General features: G+C 32.1%; 25 protein-coding genes. 17 read left to right on the forward strand and 8 right to left on the reverse strand.

Translation table 11 applies throughout. The features are described 5' to 3' along the window. Positions 1–61: 61 nt before the first annotated feature. Positions 62–739 (forward strand): DUF2461 domain-containing protein, encoded by a 678-nt coding sequence (locus tag V6624_RS01090; RefSeq protein ID WP_111285699.1) that lies wholly within the window; start codon positions 62–64, stop codon positions 737–739. A 100-nt stretch (positions 740–839) separates the two neighbouring features. Continuing rightward, complete coding sequence (locus V6624_RS01095) at positions 840–1,889, forward strand: glycosyltransferase (protein ID WP_111285697.1); 1,050 nt, start codon at positions 840–842, stop codon at positions 1,887–1,889. Positions 1,890–1,959: 70 nt separating this feature from the next. Here the strand turns inward: V6624_RS01095 and V6624_RS01100 are convergent, their stop codons facing one another. Further along, positions 1,960–2,694 carry a hypothetical protein gene (locus V6624_RS01100; protein ID WP_111285696.1) on the reverse strand — a complete coding sequence of 245 codons (735 nt, stop codon included), beginning with the start codon at positions 2,692–2,694 and terminating at the stop codon, positions 1,960–1,962. A 170-nt stretch (positions 2,695–2,864) separates the two neighbouring features. Between V6624_RS01100 and murB the strand changes: the two genes are divergently transcribed. The 7 genes from murB to V6624_RS01135 all read left to right on the forward strand — a co-directional run bounded on the left by murB (position 2,865) and on the right by V6624_RS01135 (position 8,310). After that, a complete protein-coding gene (murB, locus tag V6624_RS01105; protein WP_111285694.1) occupies positions 2,865–3,878 on the forward strand; it encodes a UDP-N-acetylmuramate dehydrogenase in 1,014 nt (337 codons plus the stop codon). A 31-nt stretch (positions 3,879–3,909) separates the two neighbouring features. After that, positions 3,910–4,422 (forward strand): hypothetical protein, encoded by a 513-nt coding sequence (locus V6624_RS01110; protein WP_111285692.1) that lies wholly within the window; start codon positions 3,910–3,912, stop codon positions 4,420–4,422. 39 nt (positions 4,423–4,461) lie between these two features. Beyond that, positions 4,462–5,076: an FMN-binding negative transcriptional regulator gene (locus V6624_RS01115; protein ID WP_111285690.1), complete on the forward strand. Its 615-nt coding sequence runs from the start codon at positions 4,462–4,464 to the stop codon at positions 5,074–5,076. 84 nt (positions 5,077–5,160) lie between these two features. Continuing rightward, complete coding sequence (locus tag V6624_RS01120) at positions 5,161–6,267, forward strand: glycosyltransferase (protein ID WP_111285688.1); 1,107 nt, start codon at positions 5,161–5,163, stop codon at positions 6,265–6,267. Continuing rightward, positions 6,258–6,809: an RNA polymerase sigma factor gene (locus V6624_RS01125; RefSeq protein ID WP_111285686.1), complete on the forward strand. Its 552-nt coding sequence runs from the start codon at positions 6,258–6,260 to the stop codon at positions 6,807–6,809. Before V6624_RS01120 ends, V6624_RS01125 begins: the two co-directional genes overlap by 10 nt. A 158-nt stretch (positions 6,810–6,967) precedes the next feature. Then, entirely contained in the window at positions 6,968–7,795 is an 828-nt protein-coding gene (locus tag V6624_RS01130) for an energy transducer TonB (protein WP_111285684.1), read from the forward strand. 134 nt (positions 7,796–7,929) lie between these two features. After that, on the forward strand, positions 7,930–8,310 hold the full coding sequence (locus V6624_RS01135; protein ID WP_111285682.1) for a PH domain-containing protein: 381 nt from the start codon (positions 7,930–7,932) through the stop codon (positions 8,308–8,310). Positions 8,311–8,362: 52 nt separating this feature from the next. Here V6624_RS01135 and V6624_RS01140 read toward each other — a convergent pair whose 3' ends face one another. After that, positions 8,363–9,235: a M48 family metalloprotease gene (locus tag V6624_RS01140; RefSeq protein ID WP_111285680.1), complete on the reverse strand. Its 873-nt coding sequence runs from the start codon at positions 9,233–9,235 to the stop codon at positions 8,363–8,365. A 193-nt stretch (positions 9,236–9,428) separates the two neighbouring features. Beyond that, a complete protein-coding gene (locus tag V6624_RS01145) occupies positions 9,429–10,298 on the reverse strand; it encodes a M48 family metalloprotease (protein WP_338840628.1) in 870 nt (289 codons plus the stop codon). 300 nt (positions 10,299–10,598) lie between these two features. Here V6624_RS01145 and lipA point away from each other — a divergent pair, with 300 nt between their 5' ends. From lipA to V6624_RS01160, 3 genes are all read left to right on the forward strand, one after another. Then, complete coding sequence (gene lipA, locus V6624_RS01150; RefSeq protein WP_111285676.1) at positions 10,599–11,465, forward strand: lipoyl synthase; 867 nt, start codon at positions 10,599–10,601, stop codon at positions 11,463–11,465. Between the two features lie 75 nt (positions 11,466–11,540). Continuing rightward, positions 11,541–12,539: a type I glyceraldehyde-3-phosphate dehydrogenase gene (gene gap, locus V6624_RS01155; RefSeq protein WP_111285674.1), complete on the forward strand. Its 999-nt coding sequence runs from the start codon at positions 11,541–11,543 to the stop codon at positions 12,537–12,539. A 26-nt stretch (positions 12,540–12,565) separates the two neighbouring features. Further along, on the forward strand, positions 12,566–14,737 hold the full coding sequence (locus V6624_RS01160) for a tetratricopeptide repeat-containing hybrid sensor histidine kinase/response regulator (protein WP_111285672.1): 2,172 nt from the start codon (positions 12,566–12,568) through the stop codon (positions 14,735–14,737). A gap of 23 nt (positions 14,738–14,760) precedes the next feature. Here V6624_RS01160 and lpxK read toward each other — a convergent pair whose 3' ends face one another. Genes lpxK through V6624_RS01175 form a run of 3 tightly spaced genes read right to left on the reverse strand, consistent with a single transcriptional unit; the run spans position 14,761 to position 16,296 of the window. Further along, the gene (lpxK, locus tag V6624_RS01165) at positions 14,761–15,783 is read right to left on the reverse strand and encodes a tetraacyldisaccharide 4'-kinase (RefSeq protein WP_111285670.1); all 1,023 of its coding nucleotides are present in this window, start codon (positions 15,781–15,783) and stop codon (positions 14,761–14,763) included. Positions 15,784–15,787: 4 nt separating this feature from the next. After that, a complete protein-coding gene (locus V6624_RS01170; protein ID WP_111285668.1) occupies positions 15,788–16,069 on the reverse strand; it encodes a Txe/YoeB family addiction module toxin in 282 nt (93 codons plus the stop codon). Beyond that, entirely contained in the window at positions 16,051–16,296 is a 246-nt protein-coding gene (locus V6624_RS01175) for a DUF2683 family protein (protein WP_111285666.1), read from the reverse strand. Before V6624_RS01175 ends, V6624_RS01170 begins: the two co-directional genes overlap by 19 nt. Positions 16,297–16,405: 109 nt before the next feature. Here V6624_RS01175 and V6624_RS01180 point away from each other — a divergent pair, with 109 nt between their 5' ends. From V6624_RS01180 to rluF, 5 genes are all read left to right on the forward strand, one after another. Then, the gene (locus V6624_RS01180) at positions 16,406–17,500 is read left to right on the forward strand and encodes a Nif3-like dinuclear metal center hexameric protein (RefSeq protein WP_338840632.1); all 1,095 of its coding nucleotides are present in this window, start codon (positions 16,406–16,408) and stop codon (positions 17,498–17,500) included. A 3-nt stretch (positions 17,501–17,503) separates the two neighbouring features. Further along, complete coding sequence (locus V6624_RS01185) at positions 17,504–18,283, forward strand: zinc ribbon domain-containing protein (RefSeq protein WP_109190517.1); 780 nt, start codon at positions 17,504–17,506, stop codon at positions 18,281–18,283. A gap of 175 nt (positions 18,284–18,458) precedes the next feature. Then, positions 18,459–19,319 carry an alpha/beta fold hydrolase gene (locus tag V6624_RS01190; RefSeq protein WP_111285662.1) on the forward strand — a complete coding sequence of 287 codons (861 nt, stop codon included), beginning with the start codon at positions 18,459–18,461 and terminating at the stop codon, positions 19,317–19,319. Between the two features lie 78 nt (positions 19,320–19,397). Beyond that, complete coding sequence (locus V6624_RS01195) at positions 19,398–19,745, forward strand: antibiotic biosynthesis monooxygenase (RefSeq protein WP_338840634.1); 348 nt, start codon at positions 19,398–19,400, stop codon at positions 19,743–19,745. A gap of 132 nt (positions 19,746–19,877) precedes the next feature. Beyond that, positions 19,878–20,696, forward strand: a complete 819-nt coding sequence (rluF, locus tag V6624_RS01200) for a 23S rRNA pseudouridine(2604) synthase RluF (protein ID WP_111285658.1) — start codon at positions 19,878–19,880, stop codon at positions 20,694–20,696. Between the two features lie 54 nt (positions 20,697–20,750). Here rluF and V6624_RS01205 read toward each other — a convergent pair whose 3' ends face one another. Then, entirely contained in the window at positions 20,751–21,497 is a 747-nt protein-coding gene (locus V6624_RS01205; RefSeq protein WP_338840635.1) for a response regulator transcription factor, read from the reverse strand. Next, positions 21,490–23,142: a tetratricopeptide repeat-containing sensor histidine kinase gene (locus tag V6624_RS01210; RefSeq protein WP_338840636.1), complete on the reverse strand. Its 1,653-nt coding sequence runs from the start codon at positions 23,140–23,142 to the stop codon at positions 21,490–21,492. The genes V6624_RS01205 and V6624_RS01210 overlap by 8 nt, the downstream gene beginning before the upstream one ends. Positions 23,143–23,257 lie beyond the last annotated feature (115 nt).

Genomic DNA, 23,257 nt, shown 5'->3' on the forward strand with positions numbered 1-23,257 from the left:
GAAATCATTAAATTAGCCTGAGCAAAATTTAAAAAACAACTGCAATAAATATTTAAGGAATATGCTAACGAAAGAATCATTGCAATTTTTAGACGATTTAAAAAGAAACAACAATCGCGAATGGTTTCAGGAAAATAAAAAGAGATATGAAGTTTTCAAGAAAGATTACCATCAATTGGTAAGTGATTTTCTTGATGCCATGAAACCGCTTGATCCTTCATTAGAATTGTTGGAAGTTAAAAACTGTACTTTCAGAATTAACCGTGATATTCGTTTTTCTAAAGACAAATCGCCATACAAAGCACATTTAGGAATCTGGATGTCTGGCGGAACAAAAGGTTTGAACCGCGCCGGATATTATGTTCATATTGAAAAAGGTGCAAGTTTTATTGCCGGTGGATTTTATTCGCCTGAAGCGGAAGACTTAAAGAAAGTCCGTAAAGAAATTGCTTTTTTCTATGATGATTTACAGGAAATTTTAAATGATAAAAACTTCAAAAAAGAGTTTGAAAGTTTAGACATAAACGAAAACAATTCACTTAAAAGCATGCCTCGCGGTTACGAAAAAGATCATCCTGCAATTGAGTTTTTAAAATTAAAAAGTTTTACAGCAACTCAAGTCTATAATGTCTCTGAAGTGATGGAGAAAGATTTTGTAAAGAAAATGAGCCAAAAACTTATCGCTTTAAAACCTCTAAACGAATTCATCAATCGCGCTTTGGATACTGAAGAATTTTAGTTTTATTTGCCACAGATTTCACAGATTCTCACAGATTAATTTTTCGCAACTGCAAAATCCTTTTTAATCTTTTTAATCTGTGGCAAAAAATAACAACTGAATGAAAAGGAAAATACTTTTTCTTGGAGAATCTTACCGTGCTGACGCTATTACTTGGATGAAAGGTCTGAAAGAATTTGGCGATTTTGAAATTATTACTTGGGAACTTCAAACGCCAAATAATAAAAGATTCAAACGTATTTTAGAGTATTTCTTTGCTCCTTTTTCTATTCGAAAAACAATCAGAAAAGAAAAACCCGATATGGTTATTGCCGAAAGAACAACCAGTTACGGTTTTCTTGCTGCATTATCTGGATCTAAAACCATTGCGATCGCGCAACAAGGTCGAACCGATTTATGGCCCGAAACTTCAGTTTTATATCCTTATAAAAAATTCATTCAGAAATATGCTTTTAAAAAAGCACATTTAATTCATGCTTGGGGACCAGTTATGGCAATTCACATGAAAGCAACTGGCGTTGACATGAACAAAGTATTAGTTCTTCCAAAAGGAATTGACTTATCACTTTTTACTCCTTCTACTAATAATTCAAATAAAATTGAAGCGATTGTTACACGTTCGCTTCAGCCAGAATATCGACACGATTCTATTCTAAAAGCTTTTGGAATTTTAAACCAAAAAGGAATAGATTTTTCTCTTACAATTGTTGGAGATGGAACAAGATTGCAGTTTTTGAAAGATTTAGCCAAAGAACTACAAATAGAAAACAAAGTGATTTTTACAGGAAGAATCCCGAATACGGAACTTCCAAAATTATTACAGCAATCGAATATTTATATTAGTATGCCAATTACCGAGGGAGTTTCTGCTTCTTTGTTTGAGGCGATGGCTTCTAATTGTTTTCCTATTGTTTCTGATATTCCTGGAAATCAAAGCTGGATAACACATCGCGAAAATGGTCAATTAATTGAAATTGATAATATCGAAATGCTGGCCGAAGAATTAATCTGGTCTTTTGAAAATCCCGAATTGCGAAATGAAGCGATTATTCGAAACAGAAAATTTGTGGAGGAAAATGCGAATTATAATATTAACATGAAGGTTATTTCGGAGAAATATCACGAATTACTTGATTTGCGAAATATTTAACCGCAAAGAACGCAAAGTTTTTTTTACGCGAAGAACGCTAAATAAATTATAACCTTTTATATATAAAATATTAGCCTTTATTTTTTGGATACGCTAAAGAGACTTTTTTATTATGAGAATCATAAATTACATAATGAAATTCTTTATCATCTTTCAAAATTAGAAATTCTTCTAAATCTCTTTTTGTAGAAAAAACAACTTTGCAATTAGATAAAACAATCTGCTTTTTAGAATCAATACAATCGTTTATAATTTCTTGCTGATTATTTCCATTTGTATTTTGCCATACATAATCATACTTTCTCCATTCTTTGTAAAAATTATTAGCCATTTGAGTATACAGCATTTCATCTCTATCATCCTGCAAAACTCCACTACTTGGAATTAAACGAATTTTATCTCCTTCTTTATAAATATAAAAAACGCCTAAATCTTTAATAAAATCTTCTTTCTGTCTTTTATTCATTCCACATGTGAAGCCAACAAAACGAACGTCCTCCACAGTCAGATGTATGTGATCGTTATCAACCATTGCATAAGTTCCCGAGGTAAAAGCAAAACAACCCGTAAGACATTGCATTGTTTCACCGCTTGAAAATGTACCATCTAAGTTGAATGTTACAGTACGTCCACTATCAGGTTCTTTTTCTTTTATTAAAGAATATTCTGCAACATCAGTATATCCAATTATGTCTCTTGTTTTCCATTTCCCGACAATGTCACTTTGAGCAAAAGAGGAAATTGATAAAAACACATTTAGAATTACAAAAAAGAATGCTCTGTTTTTAATAATTGATTTTGACATGATTATGCGCTATTAACTAGTTCAAACTTACAAAAAAACGAAATCTGATTAAAAGCAAATATGTTAAGTTTCACATTTTAAATAAAAGCTTTTACAAACTTTACACCCTTACAGGCTAAACCAAAACTTATAATCCTTACTTTTGACACAGATTAAAAAGCCTTTTATTTATGGAAATCCAATCCAATTTTTCTTTAAAAAAATATAATACTTTCGGCATTGAAGCCAGTGCTAAACAATTTGTTGCTGTTCATTCTATTGCTGAACTAAAGACAATTTTACAAGAAAACAAAAACGAGAAAAAGTTCATTTTAGGAGGCGGAAGCAATATGCTTTTAACGAAAGATATTCAGGCGCTGGTTATTCACATTGATTTAAAAGGCAAAAAAATCACAAAAGAAGACGATGATTTTGTTTGGGTTGAAAGTCAGGCTGGAGAAACTTGGCATGATTTCGTACTTTGGACAATCGACAATAATTTTGGCGGTCTAGAAAATATGTCGCTAATTCCTGGAAACGTAGGAACAACTCCAGTTCAGAATATTGGCGCGTACGGAACTGAAATCAAAGATACTTTTGTTTCTTGCGAAGCTATGAATATTGCAACTCAAGAACTGAAAACTTTCGATAATGCAGAATGTAATTTTGGCTACCGCGAAAGTATTTTCAAACATGAAGTAAAAGACCAATACATTATTACTTCGGTTGTTTTTAAATTAACCAAACGCAATCATAAAATCAATACTTCTTATGGAGATATTTTGGCAGAATTGGCCAAAAACAACATTACAGAACCAACATTAAAAGATGTGAGTAATGCTGTAATTGCCATTAGACAAAGTAAATTGCCAGATCCGAAAGAATTAGGAAACAGCGGAAGTTTTTTCAAAAATCCGATTTTACTGAAATCTGATTTTGAGAAAATCCATCAGAAATTCCCTGAAATGAAATATTATGAAGTTTCAGATACAGAAGTTAAAGTTCCTGCGGGTTGGCTTATTGAACAGGCAGGTTTTAAAGGAAAACGTTTTGGAGATGCAGGAGTTCATAAGAATCAAGCTTTGGTTTTAGTGAATTACGGAAATGCAACTGGACAGGAAATTTTAGCGGTTTCTAAAGAAGTTCAAAAAACCGTTTTTGAAACTTTTGGCATCCATATCGAAGCCGAAGTGAATGTGATTTAAAAACAGGAATTTCCATCAAATTATAACTTTAATGAAAAAACTAAATGTTGGAGTTCTTTTAATTCAATTTTTTGGGATGATTATCCTAATTAATGGAATTCTGCAATTAAGGATTTATACTGCTGCTGAAAAAGTTATTTGCATAAAAAAACATTGCAATTCTCAAGAATCAAAAAACTGGAGCGCTTTATTCCCAACAAAAGAAGATGCTTTAAGTTTCTGGCCAAGTATATACATCTGGATTTTTCTAGGTTTATTGTTTGGAATTTTAGCTATTGGTTTCTTAAACTGGAAAAACAAACTTTCTTCGATAAATACAATTTTACTCGCCTTGGCTCTTTATATGCTAATGAGACTTAAGTTTTTTAGAAAAGAAGTAATCTCGCTTTTTTTTCGCCCTATCAGAACAGTACTTTCCAATGATTTTGCAACGCAATGTTTAATTGAAGGAGTTGTTTTTACTGTTATCGGAATATTTATTTTATATTTAAGTGTAACTTCAAATCTATTCCTTTTACAAAAAGACACAGCCGAAAATCAATAAGGAATCGAAACCTAGAAATGTTTGACTAAATCTTAAAAAATGTACACACCAGATTTATACAAGAACGAAAATGCTGAAGAAATTAGAAATTTTCTAAAAGAAAACAGCTTCGGAATTCTGATTAATCAAACTAACGGAAAATTATGTGCAACACATATCCCGATAGAACTTGAGCTTAATAATGACGGAAAAGAGATTCTGCAAGGACACATTTCAAAGTTAAATCCGCAAGCAGAAGGTTTTAAAGAAAATGATCAGGTTTTGGCTGTTTTTACAGGTCCGCACAGTTACGTTTCTTCTTCTTGGTACGATCATGAAAATGTTCCTACATGGAATTACATAGCCGTACATGTTTATGGAAAAATCAAAATCGTAGATTATGAAACTTCGGTCGAACAATTAAAAAAATTGGTTGACAAATACGAAGCAAATTCTAAAAACCCAGTTCGAGTTGAAGATTTATCTGCAAAAACAATGCGCGAAGCCAGAGGAATATTTGGTTTTGAAATAGAAATTGAGGAAATTCAGGCAACAAAAAAACTTTCGCAAAACCGTGACGATTATAATTATAAAAACATTATTTCTGAATTGGAAAAAACCGAAAACCCTCAGTCTATTGCTGTTGCAAAAGAAATGTCAAAATGCCGAAAGTAAATCAGTTTTTAGCTATTGAAATTAGCTAATTCATAGTACATTTGTACACCAGAATTTGAAATTAATAGACACCAAATAAATCAGATGCTTATATACATATTTTACTTTTTTATTGCTATTGTTGTTGTTCAACTATTTTATTATCTCGGAATTTTTGGAAAGTTTGCTTTTAGCAAACCGCAACATGTTACGCCTAAAAATCTTCCTGTTTCAGTAATTGTATGTGCTAAAAATGAAGAAGAGAATGTAAAAAAATACATTCCGCTTTTGGCGCAGCAAGACTATCCTGATTTTGAAATTGTTCTTATAGACGATGCATCAAGTGATGAAACTCTTGAAGTTTTTGAAGAATTTGAAAAAGAATTCTCTAACATTCGTTTGGTTAAAGTTGAAAACAATGAAGCTTTTTGGGGAAATAAAAAATATGCTTTGACACTTGGAATCAAAGCCGCAAAAAAAGATTATTTATTGTTTACAGATGCAGACTGTTATCCAGCTTCTAAAGATTGGATCACTTCTATGACTTCGCACTTTACTACAAACAAAACTATTATTTTGGGTTATGGAGGTTACGAAAAAGTAGAACGTTCGTTTTTAAACAAAATCATTCGTTTCGAAACGATTCTTACTGCAATTCAATATTTTTCATGGGCAAAAATAGGTCTTCCATATATGGGTGTAGGCCGAAACTTGTCATATAAAAAAGACGAATTCTTCAATGTAAATGGCTTTATTGATCATATTCAGGTTCGCTCTGGAGATGACGATTTGTTTATCAATCAAGCAGCAACAAAGGCTAATACTACTATTTCTTATAGTCCAGAAAGTTTTACTTATTCACAACCTAAGAAAACTTATAAAGAATGGTTTACTCAAAAAAGAAGACATATTTCTACTGCAGAACATTATAAGTTTTTTGACAAAATGCAGTTGGGATTATTCTTCCTTTCACAATTATTTTTCTTTTTATTAGTTATTATTCTATTGGCTTTCCAATTTGAATGGATTGCTGTATTAGCAATTTTAGCAACCCGTTACACTGTTGTTTGGACAGTAATTGGATGTTCGGCAGGAAAACTAAAAGAAAATGATATTAAAATTTGGTTTCCAGTTGTTGAGATAGCACTTATATTAACGCAAATTAATATCTTTATAACTAATATCTTTTCAAAACCAGTATATTGGAAATAAATTCTAAAATAGAAAAAGCAAAAAAAGGCGATCAGATCGCCTTTACTTTTTTATTAGATCATTATTGGAATGAAGTGTATTCCTTTATGCTCAAAAGAACCGAAAACGAAACTATCGCTGAAGATATCACGATTGAAACTTTCTCTAAAGCTTTTGACAAGATAACCTCTTATAATTCTGAATTTAAATTCAACACTTGGCTTATTGCCATTGCAAAAAATGTCTACATTGATTTGTTACGAAAAAAGAAAACTAATCTTTTTATAGAAATAACAGACAACGAAGATCAACAGGCATACAACATCGCCGACCCTACTCCATCTGCAGAAGATGCTTTAATTAAGGAACAGAATCTTTCTCGTTTGCTTCTTTGCATCAAAGAACTTAAACCGCACTACCAAGAAGTAATTCAGCTTCGTTATTTTCAAGAAATGTCTTATCAGGAAATTGCTGTTAAGATAGATGAACCCTTAAGCAGCGTAAAAGTAAAACTTTTGCGTGCGAAAAAATTATTAGCAGAAATTATCGAACGTAATAGATAATTTACTATCTTTAGATTAAGAATAATGCACTATTCGTATTTTTATTCTTAAAATAATATATTTCTACAACACTAAAACTACAACTTTCACGTTGTTAGCTCAAACCTAAACCTTTTCGCGTATGATTTAAAGTTACTTAACCTTAAAACCCAAAAATTATGTCTAAATTAAGCATTTATGAAAACAAGTGGACCGATCTTGTTTTCGAGAACAAAAACAAAGAGTACGGCGCTTATCAATTACGTCAAGAGAATTCTAAAAACTCTATCACAGCTCTCTTTATGGGTTTATTGTTATTAACGGCTTTAGGAAGCGCATCTGTGCTAATTAACAAATTTAAGCCTTCAGTAGTTGAAGTCGAGCCCGAACCAATGATTTACGATCCAATTACACCCGTAAACATTGATCCAACTGTTGTGCCTCCGCCGCCAGCTCCACCTGCACCAGTAGTTGAGCAAAGCGCCGTAAAATCGACAGATGCAAGTCAATTGATTAATCCAGTGGTGACAAGACCAGAAGAAGCAGTTGACAAAATTGCCCCAAATACAGAAAACGCACCAGTTGTAGAAAACACTAACGGAACAGGAACTGCCGTTAATGTAATGCCTTCAACAGGAGGAGATGGTAGTGGCGTTGCTGCTTCTACAGCACCTAAAATTGAAGAACCTCTTTCTTCAGCAATTTTGGACAAACAACCTGAATTCCCAGGCGGAATTGGGCAGTTTTACAAATATGTTGGAAACAATTTCCGCAGACCAGAATTGGATATGGAAAAAACATTGAAAGTATATGTTTCTTTTGTAGTTGAAAAAGACGGATCTCTTACAGATATTATTGTTAGAAATGATCCAGGTTATGGAATGGGGAAAGAAGCCATTAGAGTTTTAAAATCTTTGAAAACAAAATGGAGCCCAGGAATTTTAGATGGAAAAGCTGTAAGAACAGCATACAATCTCCCAATTACAATAAAAACGGAAGTTGAATAATCATAAAAAAAGCAGAACTTAGGTTCTGCTTTTTTATTTAATAGCGCTTTCATAATTATAACTTTTACTGTCTAAATTCTCTTTTATTTTTAACTACTTTTACAACGTTAATCATCAAAATAAAATTAGAAATAATGGGAATATTTTCAGCTATTCTTGGCAATGCAGGTTCTGTAAGCCAAGAAGATTTACTTAAAAAATACGGACAGCTTTTGACTGCAAATGAAGAAATTGAAATGGGTTTTAAACTTATTCGCGATACTTTCATTTTTACTAACAAAAGATTAATTCTAGTTGATGTTCAAGGAATCACTGGAAGCAAAACAGAATACAAATCTATAGCTTATAAAAACATCACTAGATTCAGTGTAGAAACTGCAGGAACTTTTGATCTTGATGCCGAACTAAAAATCTGGATTTCGAGCGAACAACAGCCAAGTATTGTAAAACAATTCAATAAATCTGTGAATGTTTACGAAGTGCAAAAGATTCTTGCATTTCATGTTTTAGGATAAAAAAGAAACCCGACAGAAAACTGTCGGGTTTTTATAATTTAAGAAACAACTGCTATTTCTTTTTGGTAGTTGTTTTTTTCTTTGTAGTTGTAGCCTTTTTAGTTGTAGTTACAGGAACTGTATTTACAATCTTCTGCTGCACATATGGCTTATACACACCATCTTTTTCTGCTCTTGCTTTTGCATCATCAGCTCTCTTTTTAGAATCAGGATGCGAACTCATCATTTGATCAATAAATGAAGCTTCAGATCCTTCGCTCATTTTTGCCAAGATTCTAAATGCAGATTCTTCAGCATTCACATTATATCCATTTTTTTTCATGAAATTATAAGCAAACAAATCTGCCTCCGATTCTTGTTTACGGCTGTATTTGCTGTCAATAATAGCGCTTCCGATTTTTCCAAGCTGGCTATCTGTAACTGTTGCTACAGTAGCAGATTGTGAAGCCGCCCCATCCATTAACGCTTCTTTTTGGTAAGCTGCACGAATAGCATCTCTTGAATCATTATTTGCAACGTGTCCGATCTCGTGACCAATTACTGCAATTAATTCATTGTCGTCCATGATATCCATTAATCCTGAATAAACACGAACACTTCCGTCTGCAGTTGCAAAAGCATTTACTTCTTTCAGTTTATATACTTTATAGTTTAAAGTAAATCCGTCTCCTGACGCATGTTTTCCAAAAACTCGATTTAATCTTAAAGTATAACCATCAGTTGGTCCAGCAATTTCATGCTCAGCATCTAATTTATCTACCGCTTCTTTAGATAATTTTGCCGCATCGGCATTACTAAAAGTAAAACCAGTAACTCCTTTCTGAACTGCACCAATTGCTTTATCTCCAAAATTAATCTGTGCAGTCATTTTAGTTAGACCAAATGCTGTAAATAAAAGTCCTACTATTATAAATTTCTTTTTCATGTTTTTTATAATTACGATTTAACAACAAATGTAGCATAACAAAATGCTATTTTAATTTCACACAAAACTTGTTTTTCAACAAATAAAGATATAAATTTTTAGCGAGTTACATAACCACCTCATAAAGAAAACATTACATAAAAAACCGATAAATTCTAAGAAATCTATCGGCTCTATATTTGTTGCAAAAAGGCTATTTCTTTTTTGTTGTAGTCGTTGTCTTTTTAGCAGTTGTTGTAGTTACTTTTACTGGTGCAGTATTTACAATTTGCTGTTGTACATAAGGTTTATACAAACCATCTTTTGTCGCTCTTTTTTTAGCTTCATCAGCTCTTTTACCTGGATCGGGATGAGAACTCTTCATTCTTGTAATAAAAGAAGAATCTGCTCCTTCACTTATTTTTTGCAGAATCCTAAAAGATGATTCTACTGCATTAACATCATAACCATTTTTTTTCATAAAATTATACGCAAACAAATCTGCATTTGATTCTTGTTTTCTGCTATGACCACTATCAATCATGGCGTTTCCTAACTTTCCGTATTTAGATTTAGAGAGAGTATTAACAATATCTGACCTTGATGCCGCCGCATGTAATAAAGCTTCTTTTCTATAAAATGCTTTAATTTCATTTTTACTATCATGATTAACCACATGACCAATTTCATGTCCAATAACAGCAAGTAATTCATTATCATCCATAATATTCATTAAACCTGCAAATACACGAACACTTCCATCCGCACAGGCAAAAGCATTTATGTCTTTTACTAAATAAACCTTATAATTCAAAGTAACTCCCTCACTAGAAGCATGCTTCCCAAATAATCGATTTAATCGAATTGCATAACCATCTGTAGGGTCAGCAACTGGATTATTTGCATCCATTTCAGCAATTCCTTTTTGAGCCATAGCTACTGCATCTGCATCACTAAAAGTTAATCCAATAATTGCTTTATCTTTAAGCGACATTTCTTTTTTTTCTGAATCTTCTTGTGCATTCATTTTAGTAAAGCTTAATACCGCAACTAAAATTCCTAGTATAATAAATCTTTTACTCATGTTTTCTAAATATTTAAAGTAGCTACAAAATTATTATTCAATAAATCCCTTGTCGTCTCTAAAAGCCAAATTTGTAACAGATTAAGACTGAACTTTTATATTCCATAAAAATCAGATCGTTCATTAAAATATTAAATACAAACTAAAAAAATGACCTCAAAATATATTTAAAAAATAATCTATTAACACTTGAATTAAATTATCTTGAATATTTTCTGCAAACATGATATGTAAAGGAAAAGCAAATAAACATCTCTAAATAAACTACATTCCGTATCTTTGTCCTTTGAATTTTGATATATGGAAACAGTCGCTGAAAATATACCTACCACAAAACCAAAGTGGTTAAAAGTAAAATTACCGATCGGACAAAAATATACTGAACTTAGAGGTTTAGTAGATAAATACAGTTTAAATACCATTTGTACTTCTGGAAGCTGCCCAAATATGGGGGAATGCTGGGGAGAAGGAACAGCGACTTTTATGATTTTAGGAAATGTCTGCACCCGTTCTTGCGGATTCTGCGGTGTAAAAACGGGAAGACCTGAAACGGTAGACTGGGACGAACCAGAAAAAGTAGCTCGTTCTATTAAAATAATGAATATCAAACATGCTGTAATTACAAGCGTTGACAGAGATGATATTAAAGACGGAGGTTCTATCATTTGGATGGAAACCGTTAGAGCTATCCGAAGAATGAATCCTCAAACTACTCTCGAAACTTTAATTCCTGATTTCCAAGGAATTGAAAGAAACCTAGACCGTATCGTAGAAGCAAATCCAGAAGTGGTTTCGCATAACATGGAAACGGTACGTCGTTTAACGCGTGAGGTTCGTATTCAGGCAAAATATGACAGAAGTTTAGAAGTACTTCGTTATTTAAAAGAAAAAGGTATTAACAGAACTAAATCTGGAATTATGCTAGGTCTTGGAGAAACTGAAGAAGAGGTTTTCCAGACCATGACTGACTTACGAAATGCAAATGTAGATGTAGTAACTATTGGACAATATTTGCAACCAAGTAAAAAACATCTTCCTGTAAAAGAATTTATTACGCCTGAACAATTTGCCCGATATGAAAAATTCGGTCTTGATTTAGGTTTCAGACATGTCGAAAGCGGACCTCTTGTTCGTTCTTCATACAAAGCACAAAAACATATTTTATAGAAAAAGTTTAATCGTTTAATCGTTTAATTGTAAAACCGATTAAACGATTAAACGGCTAAACGAATAAATAAAAAATTGAAAACAAGAATTGCCATTAATGGATTTGGAAGAATTGGAAGAAATTTGTTCCGTTTACTTTTAAATCACCCTGAAATCGAAGTTGTTGCTATAAATGACATTGCCGACAATAAAACCATGTCGCATTTAATTAAATATGACAGTATACATGGAGTTTTGCCTTTTGAAGTAAGTCATGACGAAAATAGTATTATTGTAGATGGAAGGCATTTTTTCTTTTTTCACGAAAAAAGTATTTCAAATATAGATTGGAAATCGCATTCGATTGATATTGTAATCGAATCTACGGGCAAATATAAAACGCATGAAGAATTAAATGCGCATTTAGATGCCGGAGCAAAAAAAGTAATTCTTTCTGCTCCATCAGAAGTAGAAACGATAAAAACAGTAGTTCTTGGAGTTAATGAAAATATTTTGAATGGAGACGAAACTATAGTTTCTAATGCAAGTTGTACAACAAATAATGCTGCTCCGATGATCAAAATCATTGAAGAATTATGCGGAATTGAACAGGCTTACATTACAACTATACATTCTTTCACCACAGATCAAAGCCTTCATGACCAGCCTCATAAGGATTTACGCCGTGCGAGAGGTGCTAGCCAATCAATTGTTCCAACAACAACTGGTGCAGCTAAGGCTTTAACAAAAATTTTTCCTAAATTGCACAACAAAATAGGTGGCTGTGGCATTCGTGTTCCAGTTCCAGATGGTTCATTAACAGATATTACCTTCAATGTAAAGCGTGCCGTGAGCATTGAAGAAATAAACAAAGCATTCAAACAAGCCTCAAAAACAAATTTAAAAGGAATATTAGATTACACAGAAGATCCGATCGTTTCTGTAGATGTAATTGGCAACACACATTCTTGTTTATTTGATGCTCAGCTAACTTCGGTTATCGATAAAATGGTAAAAGTAGTGGGCTGGTATGACAACGAGATTGGCTATTCATCAAGATTGATCGATTTAATTTTACTAATAAGAAAAAAATAAGGTTCATTGTAAATGCATTGCCATACATGAAATACTGTCTTTTTATTGTTGTTTGTTTTTTTAACTCGTTTTTGTATTCTCAAGCCAAAAAGAATACAGATAGTGTTACCTATTACAATAAACTGGCGAACACCAACCTTAAAAATAAAAAATACGATCAGGCGGTCTTTTTTACTCAAAAATCTATTAATTTTTGCGAGGTAAATGGCAAAAAAGAAAACTTAGCCAATCAAACTTTCAAGCTAGGTAAAATCTTTTATAATCAGCAAAAGTTTGAAGACGCTTTAAAAAAATTCCACAAAACGGTTTCTTTATTTGATACGCTTAAACCAAGCTGTACTAAAGTTTTGGCTCTGCATTATATTGGATTATCTAATACTTCTAAAGGCGACTATAAAACAGCTGCGGTTTATTACGCAAAAGCGCAAGATTTATTAAAAGATCTTAAAATTGAAGATCATGCTGATGTTTTAGATTATCAAATCGCTTTGGCTTTAAAAACCAATAAAGACCTTATTCAGGCAGCAAAGACTTTTAGAAAAATCACGAAAAAGCCAGATAATGTGGAAATCTTTAAAACTAAGGTTGATGCGTACTATCAGCTTGGTTTGATTGAAACGCAGTTAAAAAGAAACGATTCGGCCATTATTTACTTTGATAGGGCTTTAGATTATAATGCAAAAAGCAATGATTTTATAAAGAAATCTAAGATTGTTTTGGCTATAAGCCAGTATTATAGAAAAAACAAAAACTATGATCTGGCATATTCTTATTTAGACGAACACTATCAGCTGGAGAATTATCTTTTAAAATTAAAAAATGCAAAAATTGATTTGGACGAATTTGAGAAATTCAAGAAAAATCAGTCTTTAAACAATACTATTAAAAAAGAAAGCGAAGAAAAATTTCAGCTAAAAACGTATCGTTATTCAAAATTGGTCAGCATTTTGGCAATTGCATTAATCTCGATTTTATCTCTTTTGAGTTTGGCTTTATACAAAAACAATATCATTAGAAATCAAAACAATTTATTGCTTCGAGAAAAAAATAAAGAATTGATTTTGGCTAAAAACAAAGCCGAAAAAGCATCAAAAGCCAGATCTGAATTTCTTTCGACTGTAAGCCATGAATTGCGAACTCCTTTGAATGCCATTAACGGAATTACGCATATTTTACTAGAAGACAACCCGAAGAAAAAGCAATTAAAATACTTAGAATCTTTAAAGTTTTCTGGCAATTATTTAACCACTTTTATCAATGAAATTTTAGAGATTAATAAAATTGACTCGACTAAAGTTGAAATAGAAAATATTAGCTTTAATTTGAAAGAGCTTCTTTTTAATATTCAAAGTTCTTTAAAAGAGTTAGCTACAGCCAATAAGAACTATTTCAATTTAGAAATAGACAAATCAATTCCAGATAATCTAATTGGAGATCCAACTAAATTGTCTCAGATCATTCTGAATTTGATTAATAATGCTTTAAAATTTACCGAGAACGGACACGTTAATGTTATTGCTAAATTATATTCGCAAGAAGATGATACAGCGACTGTTTATTTTGAAATCGTAGATACAGGAATTGGAATTCCAGAAGATAAGCTTCAGAGTGTTTTTGAAAGTTTTTCGCAAGGTTCTATTGAAGTTAACCGAAAATATGGCGGAACGGGCCTTGGGCTTACTATTGTTAAAAAACTAATCGAACTTTTAGGAGGCGAAATAAAACTAAAAAGTGAAGTAGGTAAAGGTTCAACGTTTACCTTCAAATTAAATTTCAAAATTAATAATGAACCTTTGGAAGTAATTGAAGAAGTAAAACCTTATAACGACAAACAATTGAAAAACAAATCTATTTTATTGATTGAAGACAACAAAATCAATCAAATGATTACTCGAAAAATGTTAGAAAATAAAAACATTACTTGCGAGATTGTTGACAATGGAGAAGATGCTGTTGAGCTTCTAAAAATCAAACGTTTTGATATGATTCTGATGGATGTTCATCTTCCGGGAATCAATGGAACTACGGCAACTAAATTAATCAGAGAGTTTGACAAAACGACTCCTGTTATCGCTTTGACCGCTATTTCGCTTGACGAAAACCGAGATATGCTGCTTTCTTTTGGAATGGATGACGTTATTACAAAACCTTTCGTTCCAGACGAATTCTACAGCACTATTGCTAAGTATTTTGATTAACTAAGGTCTGAGATACTGAGACTCTAAGATTCTAAGTTTTTCTTGATATATTCTAAAATCGTCGCATCAAAATTTTGCTGATGATTAATAAAAGAACTTTTTATTGGCAGATAATACAACTGAGAAACTAATTTCGAATCTTTTAATCTCACATAATCTTTTTCGGTTGTAATTATTTTTCTTCCATTTGCTTTATTTTGAATTGCATCTAAATCTGCATCAGAAAAATGATGATGGTCTGGAAAAGTCAAACATTCATCGTTTTCATTTTTTAAATAATCAAAAAATGGTTTTGGCTTTGCAATTCCTGCCAAAAGCAATTTAGATTCCTCTTTGATTTCGATAACTGCAATTTTTTGATGCTTACTACAAATAAAAATATCGTAATCTATAAATGTAAAAAAGACTTGCTGCGAACAGCTTAACTTTAGCTTTAAACGAATTTCGGCTTGTTCTTCTTCAGATAAAATCTTAGGGCATTTTGTAACGATCACGATATTGGCTCTTTCTGCTCCGCTCCTACTTTCTCTTAAATTTCCTGTTGGAAGCATAAAATCATCTGAATACAAATCGCCATAAGAAGTCAGTAAAATGTAAAAACCTGCTTTTACTTTTCTGTGCTGATACGCATCATCCAGCAAAATAATTTCTGGTTTTTCGTTTTGAGAAAGCAATTGCTGAATTCCGTTCGTACGATTGGCATCAACTGCAACCATCACATTTGGAAACTTTTGATAAAACTGAAAAGGCTCGTCACCTAAAATTTCAGCATTTGAATTTTCGTTAGCCAAAACAAAACCTGCTGACTTTCTTTTGTAACCACGGCTTAAAGTGGCAACTTTATATTTATCAGATAATAACCGAATCAAGTATTCTATTTGAGGCGTTTTTCCAGTTCCGCCAACACTTAAATTTCCAACTGCAATTACTGGAAGATCAAACGAAGTTGATTTTAAAATTCCTTTATCAAATAAAAAATTACGGATTGAAGTAATGAATCCGTACAAAATGGCAAAAGGGAAAAGTATTTTTCGAAGTAAGTTCATAAAATTATTTATCTGAGTAATGACCCATTGCAGAAACTATGATAACGGTGACAATCTCTTCTTCTACCCGATAAATCATTCTATCTTTTTGATTAATTCTTCTAGACCAATATCCTTTAAGACTATACTTCAACTCCTCTGGTTGTTCTTCTCCAAAAAAAGGGGTCTCAGTTAGTTCTAGAAGTATTTTTTCAATCTTTTTTATGGTAGCTTTATTTCCTGATTTATAGTGATTTTTCAAATCTTTACGAGCAATATCGTCAAATTCTACAAAATACTTCCCCATATATCATCTGGATTTAATCTTGTCGTTTTTCCTTGTTTAATATTCTCTTCTGCTTTTTTAACTTTTTCAATAAATTCTGCACTATAAATACTTGGCTCCTCATTAACCTGTCCATAACTATCCGTTTCTACAATTTCAATACCATCAAGACCTTTAAAAAAAGCTTCGAACATTTCCATAAATGCTTTTCCCGTCTTCGTGTGTTCGTTAATTTTTATAGTTGTCATAACTTATAAATTTTATATTACAAATGTACTAAATTTGTACTTTTAGTATCAACTATTATTACCATTAGTATAAATAGTTGTTACAACAAAAATTTGGAAAAAACTAAAAATGAAAATTAAAAATATTATATCGGTTCTGGAGGAAATGTCACCTTTGGCTTATGCCGAAGATTTTGACAATGTCGGACTTTTAGTCGGAGATTCTGAAACCGAATCTACTGGAGTTTTAGTCTGTCATGATGCCTTAGAAACTGTTATTGACGAAGCTGTCTCTAAAAACTGCAATCTAGTCGTTTGCTTTCACCCGATATTATTTTCTGGAATCAAAAAAATTACGGGCAAAAATTATGTGGAACGCGCCATTTTAAAAGCAATTAAAAATGATATTGCCATTTATGCCGTTCATACTGCACTTGACAATCATTCGCAAGGTGTGAATAAAATTTTCTGTGATGCTTTAGGATTGACAAATACTAAAGTTTTGATTCCGAAACAAAATTTCATTCAAAAATTAGTCACTTTTACAGTTCCTGACAATGCAGATAAAGTTCGAAATGCCTTATTTGAAGCAGGCGCAGGAAAAATTGGCAACTACGATAATTGCAGTTTTAATACTCAAGGCTTTTTTACTTTTCAAGGAAACGAAGACAGCAATCCCGTAATTGGAGAAAAAGGAAAACTGCACACAGGTGAAGAAATCAAAATCGAAGTAGTTTTTGAAAAACACTTGCAATCTCGTATTTTAAAGGCACTTTTTGCAAATCATATTTACGAAGAAGTAGCTTATGAAATTTACAACTTAGAAAATTCGCATCAAAATATTGGTTTGGGAATGATTGGTGAATTTGCAAATGAAATAGATGAAAAAGAATTTCTTCAATTCGTAAAAGAAAAAATGATTGCCGACGGAATTCGTCATTCTGCTTTTTTAGGCAAAAAAATAAAAAAAGTAGCCGTTTTGGGCGGTTCAGGAAGTTTTGCGATAAAAAATGCAATTCAGGCTGGAGCCGATGCTTTTTTGACTGCCGATTTGAAATATCATCAGTTTTATGAAGCCGAAAACAAGTTACTTTTGGCAGATATTGGTCATTTTGAGAGTGAACGCTATACAAAAAACTATATTGTTGATTATCTTCGAAAAAAAATTCTTAATTTTGCGATCATTTTATCGGAAGAAAATACAAATCCAGTTAAGTACTTATAGAATATGACGAATACGAAAGAATTAAGTGTTGAGGACAAGTTAAGAGCAATATATGATTTACAGCTTATTGACTCTAGAATTGACGAAATCAGAAACGTTAGAGGAGAACTTCCTTTAGAGGTTGAAGATTTAGAAGATGAAGTTGCAGGTTTAAGCACTCGTTCAGAAAAACTGAAAGGTGAACTTGAAGTGATTGAGGAGCAAATCAAAGCAAAGAAAATTGCTATTGAGGAGCATAAAGAAGTGATCAAAAAGTACACAAAACAACAAGAATCAGTACGTAACAACAGAGAATTTAATTCTTTGACAAAAGAAGTTGAATTTCAAGAATTAGAAATTCAATTGGCTGAAAAGCAAATCAAAGAAATGAAAGCTTCTATCGAGCACAAAAAAGAAGTTATTTCTAATTTAAAAGAAAAACTTGATGCTAAAAGCTCTCATTTAAAACATAAAAAATCTGAATTAGACGCTATTATGGCTGAAACTCAGAAAGAAGAAACTTTCTTAACTGAAAAGTCTGCTGAATTTTCTGCGCAAATCGAAGACAGATTATTAGCTGCTTATAACAGAATCAGAAGCAGTGTTCGTAACGGATTAGCTGTAGTTTCTATTGAAAGAGGAGCTTCTGCTGGATCTTTCTTCACAATTCCACCTCAAACTCAGGTTGAAATTGCTTCAAGAAAGAAAATCATCACTGATGAGCACTCTGGAAGAATCTTAGTTGACACGCAATTAGCTGAAGAAGAAAAAGAAAAAATGGAACAATTGTTCGCAAAATTCTAAATATCAAGTCCCGATTAAATCGGGACTTTTTTTTTGCTTTTATTTTTTTCTACTCCCGATAGCTATCGGGATAAAAGGATTAACACAGATTAAATTATTCTTATATTGAATAAAATCTTTTTAATCCTTTTAATCTGTGGCAAAACATTTTTTACCTTTAGAAAAAAAATAAGTTTTGAAAATAAAAAAAGGAATTCGTTTTATCACATTAAAATCAGTTGGAACTTATATAAACTTCTTGAGTTATGTTCGTCCACAAAAAGCGATGGAACTTTCGTATGCACTTTTTAGCCAGCCACGAGTTGGCCGATTAAAAAAAGAAGAACTACCAAAAGTTTTGCGACATACAGAAACAGAAACGTTTCATCATAACGAACATCATTTTCAAACTTACATTTGGAAAGGAAATGAAACCAAAATTTTATTAGTGCATGGTTGGGAAAGCAATGCTTCTCGCTGGAAAAAAACGTTACCGCATCTTCAGAAATCGGGAAGTACAATTATAGCAATTGATGCGCCTGCTCACGGACAAAGTAGTGGAAAAGAATTTAATGTTCCGCTTTATGCCGAATTTATCAATAAAGCGGTAGAAAAATATCAGCCAGAAATTATAATTGGTCATTCTATTGGTGGCGCAGCTTGTGTTTATCATCAATATTTATTTCCGAATACGAGCATCAATAAAATGGTGATTTTGGGCGCTCCTTCAGATTTAAAAACTTTGATCGACAATTACATTTCGATGTTGAGTTTGAACAGAAAAATGCTTCCTCTTCTAGAAAATAAATTCATAAATCGTTTCAATTTTAAATTGGAAGATTTTTCAGGACAGAAATTTGCATCTGAATTTACTATTCCTGGATTTATTGCCCACGATACTTCTGATAAAATTGTGGCTTTCGCCGAAGGGCAAAAAATAGCCAGCAATTGGAAAAACAGTCAATTTATCGAAACCAGCGGTTTAGGTCACGGCATGCACGATGACGAATTATATGATAAAGTGATTGAGTTTCTTTTTGCCGAAGGTTCAAAGTAGCAAAGGCTCAGAGGTACAAAGTTTTTCCAAAAATTTAAAATCTGTCCCGAAGCTTCGGGGCTAAAATCTAAAATTAAAATGATCGCTGTAATTTTTGAAGTCATTCCGAACGAAGGAAAAAAAGAAGAATATTTAGATATCGCTGCAAATCTAAAACCCGAATTAAGCCATATTGATGGATTTATTTCGATAGAAAGATTTCAGAGTTTAGCTGATCCTGGAAAAATTTTGTCTTTATCTTTTTGGAGAGATGAAGAAAGTATTCAGCAATGGCGAAATCTGGAAATGCATCGTCACGCGCAAGCAAAAGGGAGAAAAGAAGTTTTTAAAGATTATCATTTAAGAATTGCAAATGTAGTTCGTGACTACGGAATGTTTGATCGAAAAGAAACTCCTGAAGATAGTTCGATTTTTCATGATTCTTAGAAAAGGCTCAAAGGCTCAGAGGCACAAAGTGGCAAAGGTTTTTCTTATAGTTTCTAAGTTTTCTTTACAAAAATCTAAGAAGTCTAAAATCTAAAATTCTAAGAAGTCTAAACTTTTAGCTACTTTTGCAGTATGGAAGAAAATTTAAAACGTCTTAATAAATTTATTGGAGAAACGGGATATTGTTCTCGTCGTGAAGCCGATAAATTAATTGAAGAAGGACGCGTAACTATAAATGGTGCGGTGGCGGAAATGGGAACTAAAGTTTCGCCAGATGATGAAGTGCGCATAGATGGTAAATTGATCGTTGAGAAAAACGAAAAAATGATTTATCTGGCATTCAACAAACCTGTCGGAATTGAATGTACAACCAACTTAGAAGTTAAAAACAACATCGTAGATTATATTAATTATCCAAAACGTATTTTCCCAATTGGAAGATTGGATAAAGCCAGTGAAGGATTGATTTTTATGACCAACGACGGTGATATTGTAAATAAGATTCTTCGCGCTAGAAACAACCACGAAAAAGAATATACCGTTACGGTAAATAAACCAATTACAGATCGTTTTATTCAGAGAATGGGAAATGGTGTTCCGATTTTGGATACGGTTACAAAAAAGTGTAAAGTAGAACAAATCAGCAAATACACTTTTAAAATCATTTTAACGCAGGGATTAAACCGTCAAATTAGAAGAATGTCTGAATACTTAGGTTACGAAGTTACAGCGCTTAAACGTATCCGAATTATCAATATTTCGTTAGATGTTCCTGTTGGCCGTTATAGAGAATTAACTGATGCTGAAATAAAAGAATTAAATCAGTTAATCGAGCCTTCTAGTAAAACTGAAGAAGCAAGTCTTCCAAAAGTTGAAGCTCCAGCTCCAAGCCGAAGAAAGACATTTATTTCAAAACATGATCCTCGATTTAGAAAAAGAGGAGATAATTAAAAAAATGGGCGCTAAATATTTTAGCGCCCTTTTTACTTTCTATAAAAGCTTATTTTATTTCAATACAGTAAATTTACCAATCACGTCTTTATATTTCTCGCTAAGCGTTACATGGTGATTCCCTTTTAAAACAATTAAATTATCGCTCAAAACTATTTCTAAAATTTTATTAGAATTTACAATAAAATTACGGTGTGTTCTAACAAATTGCATCGGATCTAAAAGTTCTATAATCTTGGTCAGCGAAATAAGAATTACAAATTTTTCAGTTTCGGTAATGATATTGCAATAACGATCTTCTACTTCGATATATAAAATATCTTCCATACAAACCTTTTTTAATGCTTTCTTCTTTTTGATAAAAAGCGAATCGTTACTTACTACAGTATTTTGATCTTCGCTATGAAAAACATTTAACTGTTGGTAGAATTTTTCGACAGCCATTTCCATTGCATATAGAATTTCAAGTTCATTAAAAGGCTTCATTAAAAAACTGAAAGGCTTTGTAAGTTTAGCTCTTTCAAAAATCTGACGATCTTTTGAATTGGTTAAAAACACAAAAGGTTTTACACTGTTTGGAACAATGTTTATGGTTTCTGCAAAAGTAATCCCATCAGGTTTTCCGTCTAGAAAAACATCAATAACTACTATATCCACTACATTATTATAAAACAGTGCAAGTGCTTCATTGTACGTCGATGCAATTCCGACAATATTATAATTATTACCTGTAAGCACCTTTACGAGCGCATCACTTTCTGAAACGGTATCTTCAATAATCAGTACGTTTATATTATTCATGATTTTTAAACTTTTGTAATGCAATGATAATTTTAGTTCCCACGTTTTCTTTGCTTTCTATCTCCAAGCTTCCTCCGTTCTTGTAAATCATACTTTTACACAACTGCAATCCAAGACCGGTTCCTATTATGTCATCATTCTCTTTTTTAGAAAGCAACATCGTATCTTTAAGCAAATCACTTATTGTGTCTTCGCTCATTCCTACTCCAGTATCTTCGATTATCAAATAGCAATATTCTTCTGTAGACGTTCTGGTATAAATACTTATCAAGCCATTCTCCTTTGAGAATTTAATTGCATTATCTAGAAAATTTCTAATAATGATCTTAAGCGAATCTGTATCTGCGAATACATATTCTGATTTTGCTACTTCATTTTTAAAACCGATATTCTTACTTAACATCAACGGTTTATAATTGTATTCGACATGCTGAACTATCGAAGCCAAGTGCAGAGATTCCTTAAAAAAGTAAGATTGTTTGGTTTGCAATAAAGCCCAATTCAACAAATTATCCAGTAAATTGTAAGTACTGTTTGCTATAGTACTGTTAGTGTTCAGCAAAGTATCCAGCTCTGTGAAATTTTTACTTTTAAGATTTTCTATTAGCTTGCCATTACTAGTTTTTAAAGCATTTACAGACGATCTTAGGTCATGACTTACGATAGAAAACAACTTATCTTTTGTTGCATTTAACTCATCCAGTTCGTTTTTCTGTTTTAAAATGATTCTATTCTTTTTAATTTTTTGTCTGTAAAAATAAATCCCCGTTCCAAATAAAATTAGCAGTAAGATCGAAGAAGCTAGAAATCCATTTCGCTCTGCTGCTTTGATTTTATTCTCGGCTTCAAGAATATCTACTTCTTTTTGTTTTTGTTTGATTGCGAACTTTTTTTCAAGATCTGCAATTGCCCAAACTTTATTTTGATCATTTAATGAATCTTTCCATTTTTCATATTCTTTTCTGTAGTTCAATGCCAGCGGAAAATTTTTCCTATTTTCCTCCACTACAGCCATATTTAAAGTTGCATTTTGCTTTAACTCTAATGATTTTGCTTTCTGCGAAAGATGATATGCTTTTTCAAAATAAGGAATTGCCTGATTATCTTTATATTGCTGATAATACAACGTTGCAATATCCATATAAGAGCCAATTAAAAGCAGTGTATCTTTCTCTATTTCTTGTCGTTTTGCACTTTTAAACAAATATTCTTCAGCTTTCTCATAATTTTCAAGATGCAAATAACATAAACCTATATTATGCAGAACGGTGCTGAATTTTATATCATAAAGCTGTTTGTTGGTTAACTTTTCAGTTTCATGGAAATACTGTAAAGCGAGTTTAAAATTATTTTTGCTTAAAGCGATTTCGCCCAACTTCATTTTAACTTTGTACGAAAACGGAAAACCGCTTGATATTTGATTTAATTCTTTTTTAGATTCATCTAGTAGTTTTTTTTCTTTGAAGCTTATTGCTCTAAAATAATGACAGTAATCTAAGATTTCTTTATTTCGGGATTCGTTTATTTCTTTCATCGAATAAACCAAAGTAGAATCCCAATTATTTTGAAGAAAGAAGTTCTGCGCTTTATAGAAATTAGTATTTTCTTTAAATTTTTGAGCCTTTACTTTAATTGCCGTGCTCATCAAATTCTCTTTTTGAAGGTGCGTTTGAGAAAAAACAAATAAGGAAAATAACAATAGCGAAGTAGTCAATACTCTATTTATCATTACACTTTTTTACATTGCATTATACTGATAA

It is taken from the genome of Flavobacterium ginsenosidimutans, from assembly GCF_037478105.1.
Taxonomy (GTDB): domain Bacteria; phylum Bacteroidota; class Bacteroidia; order Flavobacteriales; family Flavobacteriaceae; genus Flavobacterium; species Flavobacterium ginsenosidimutans.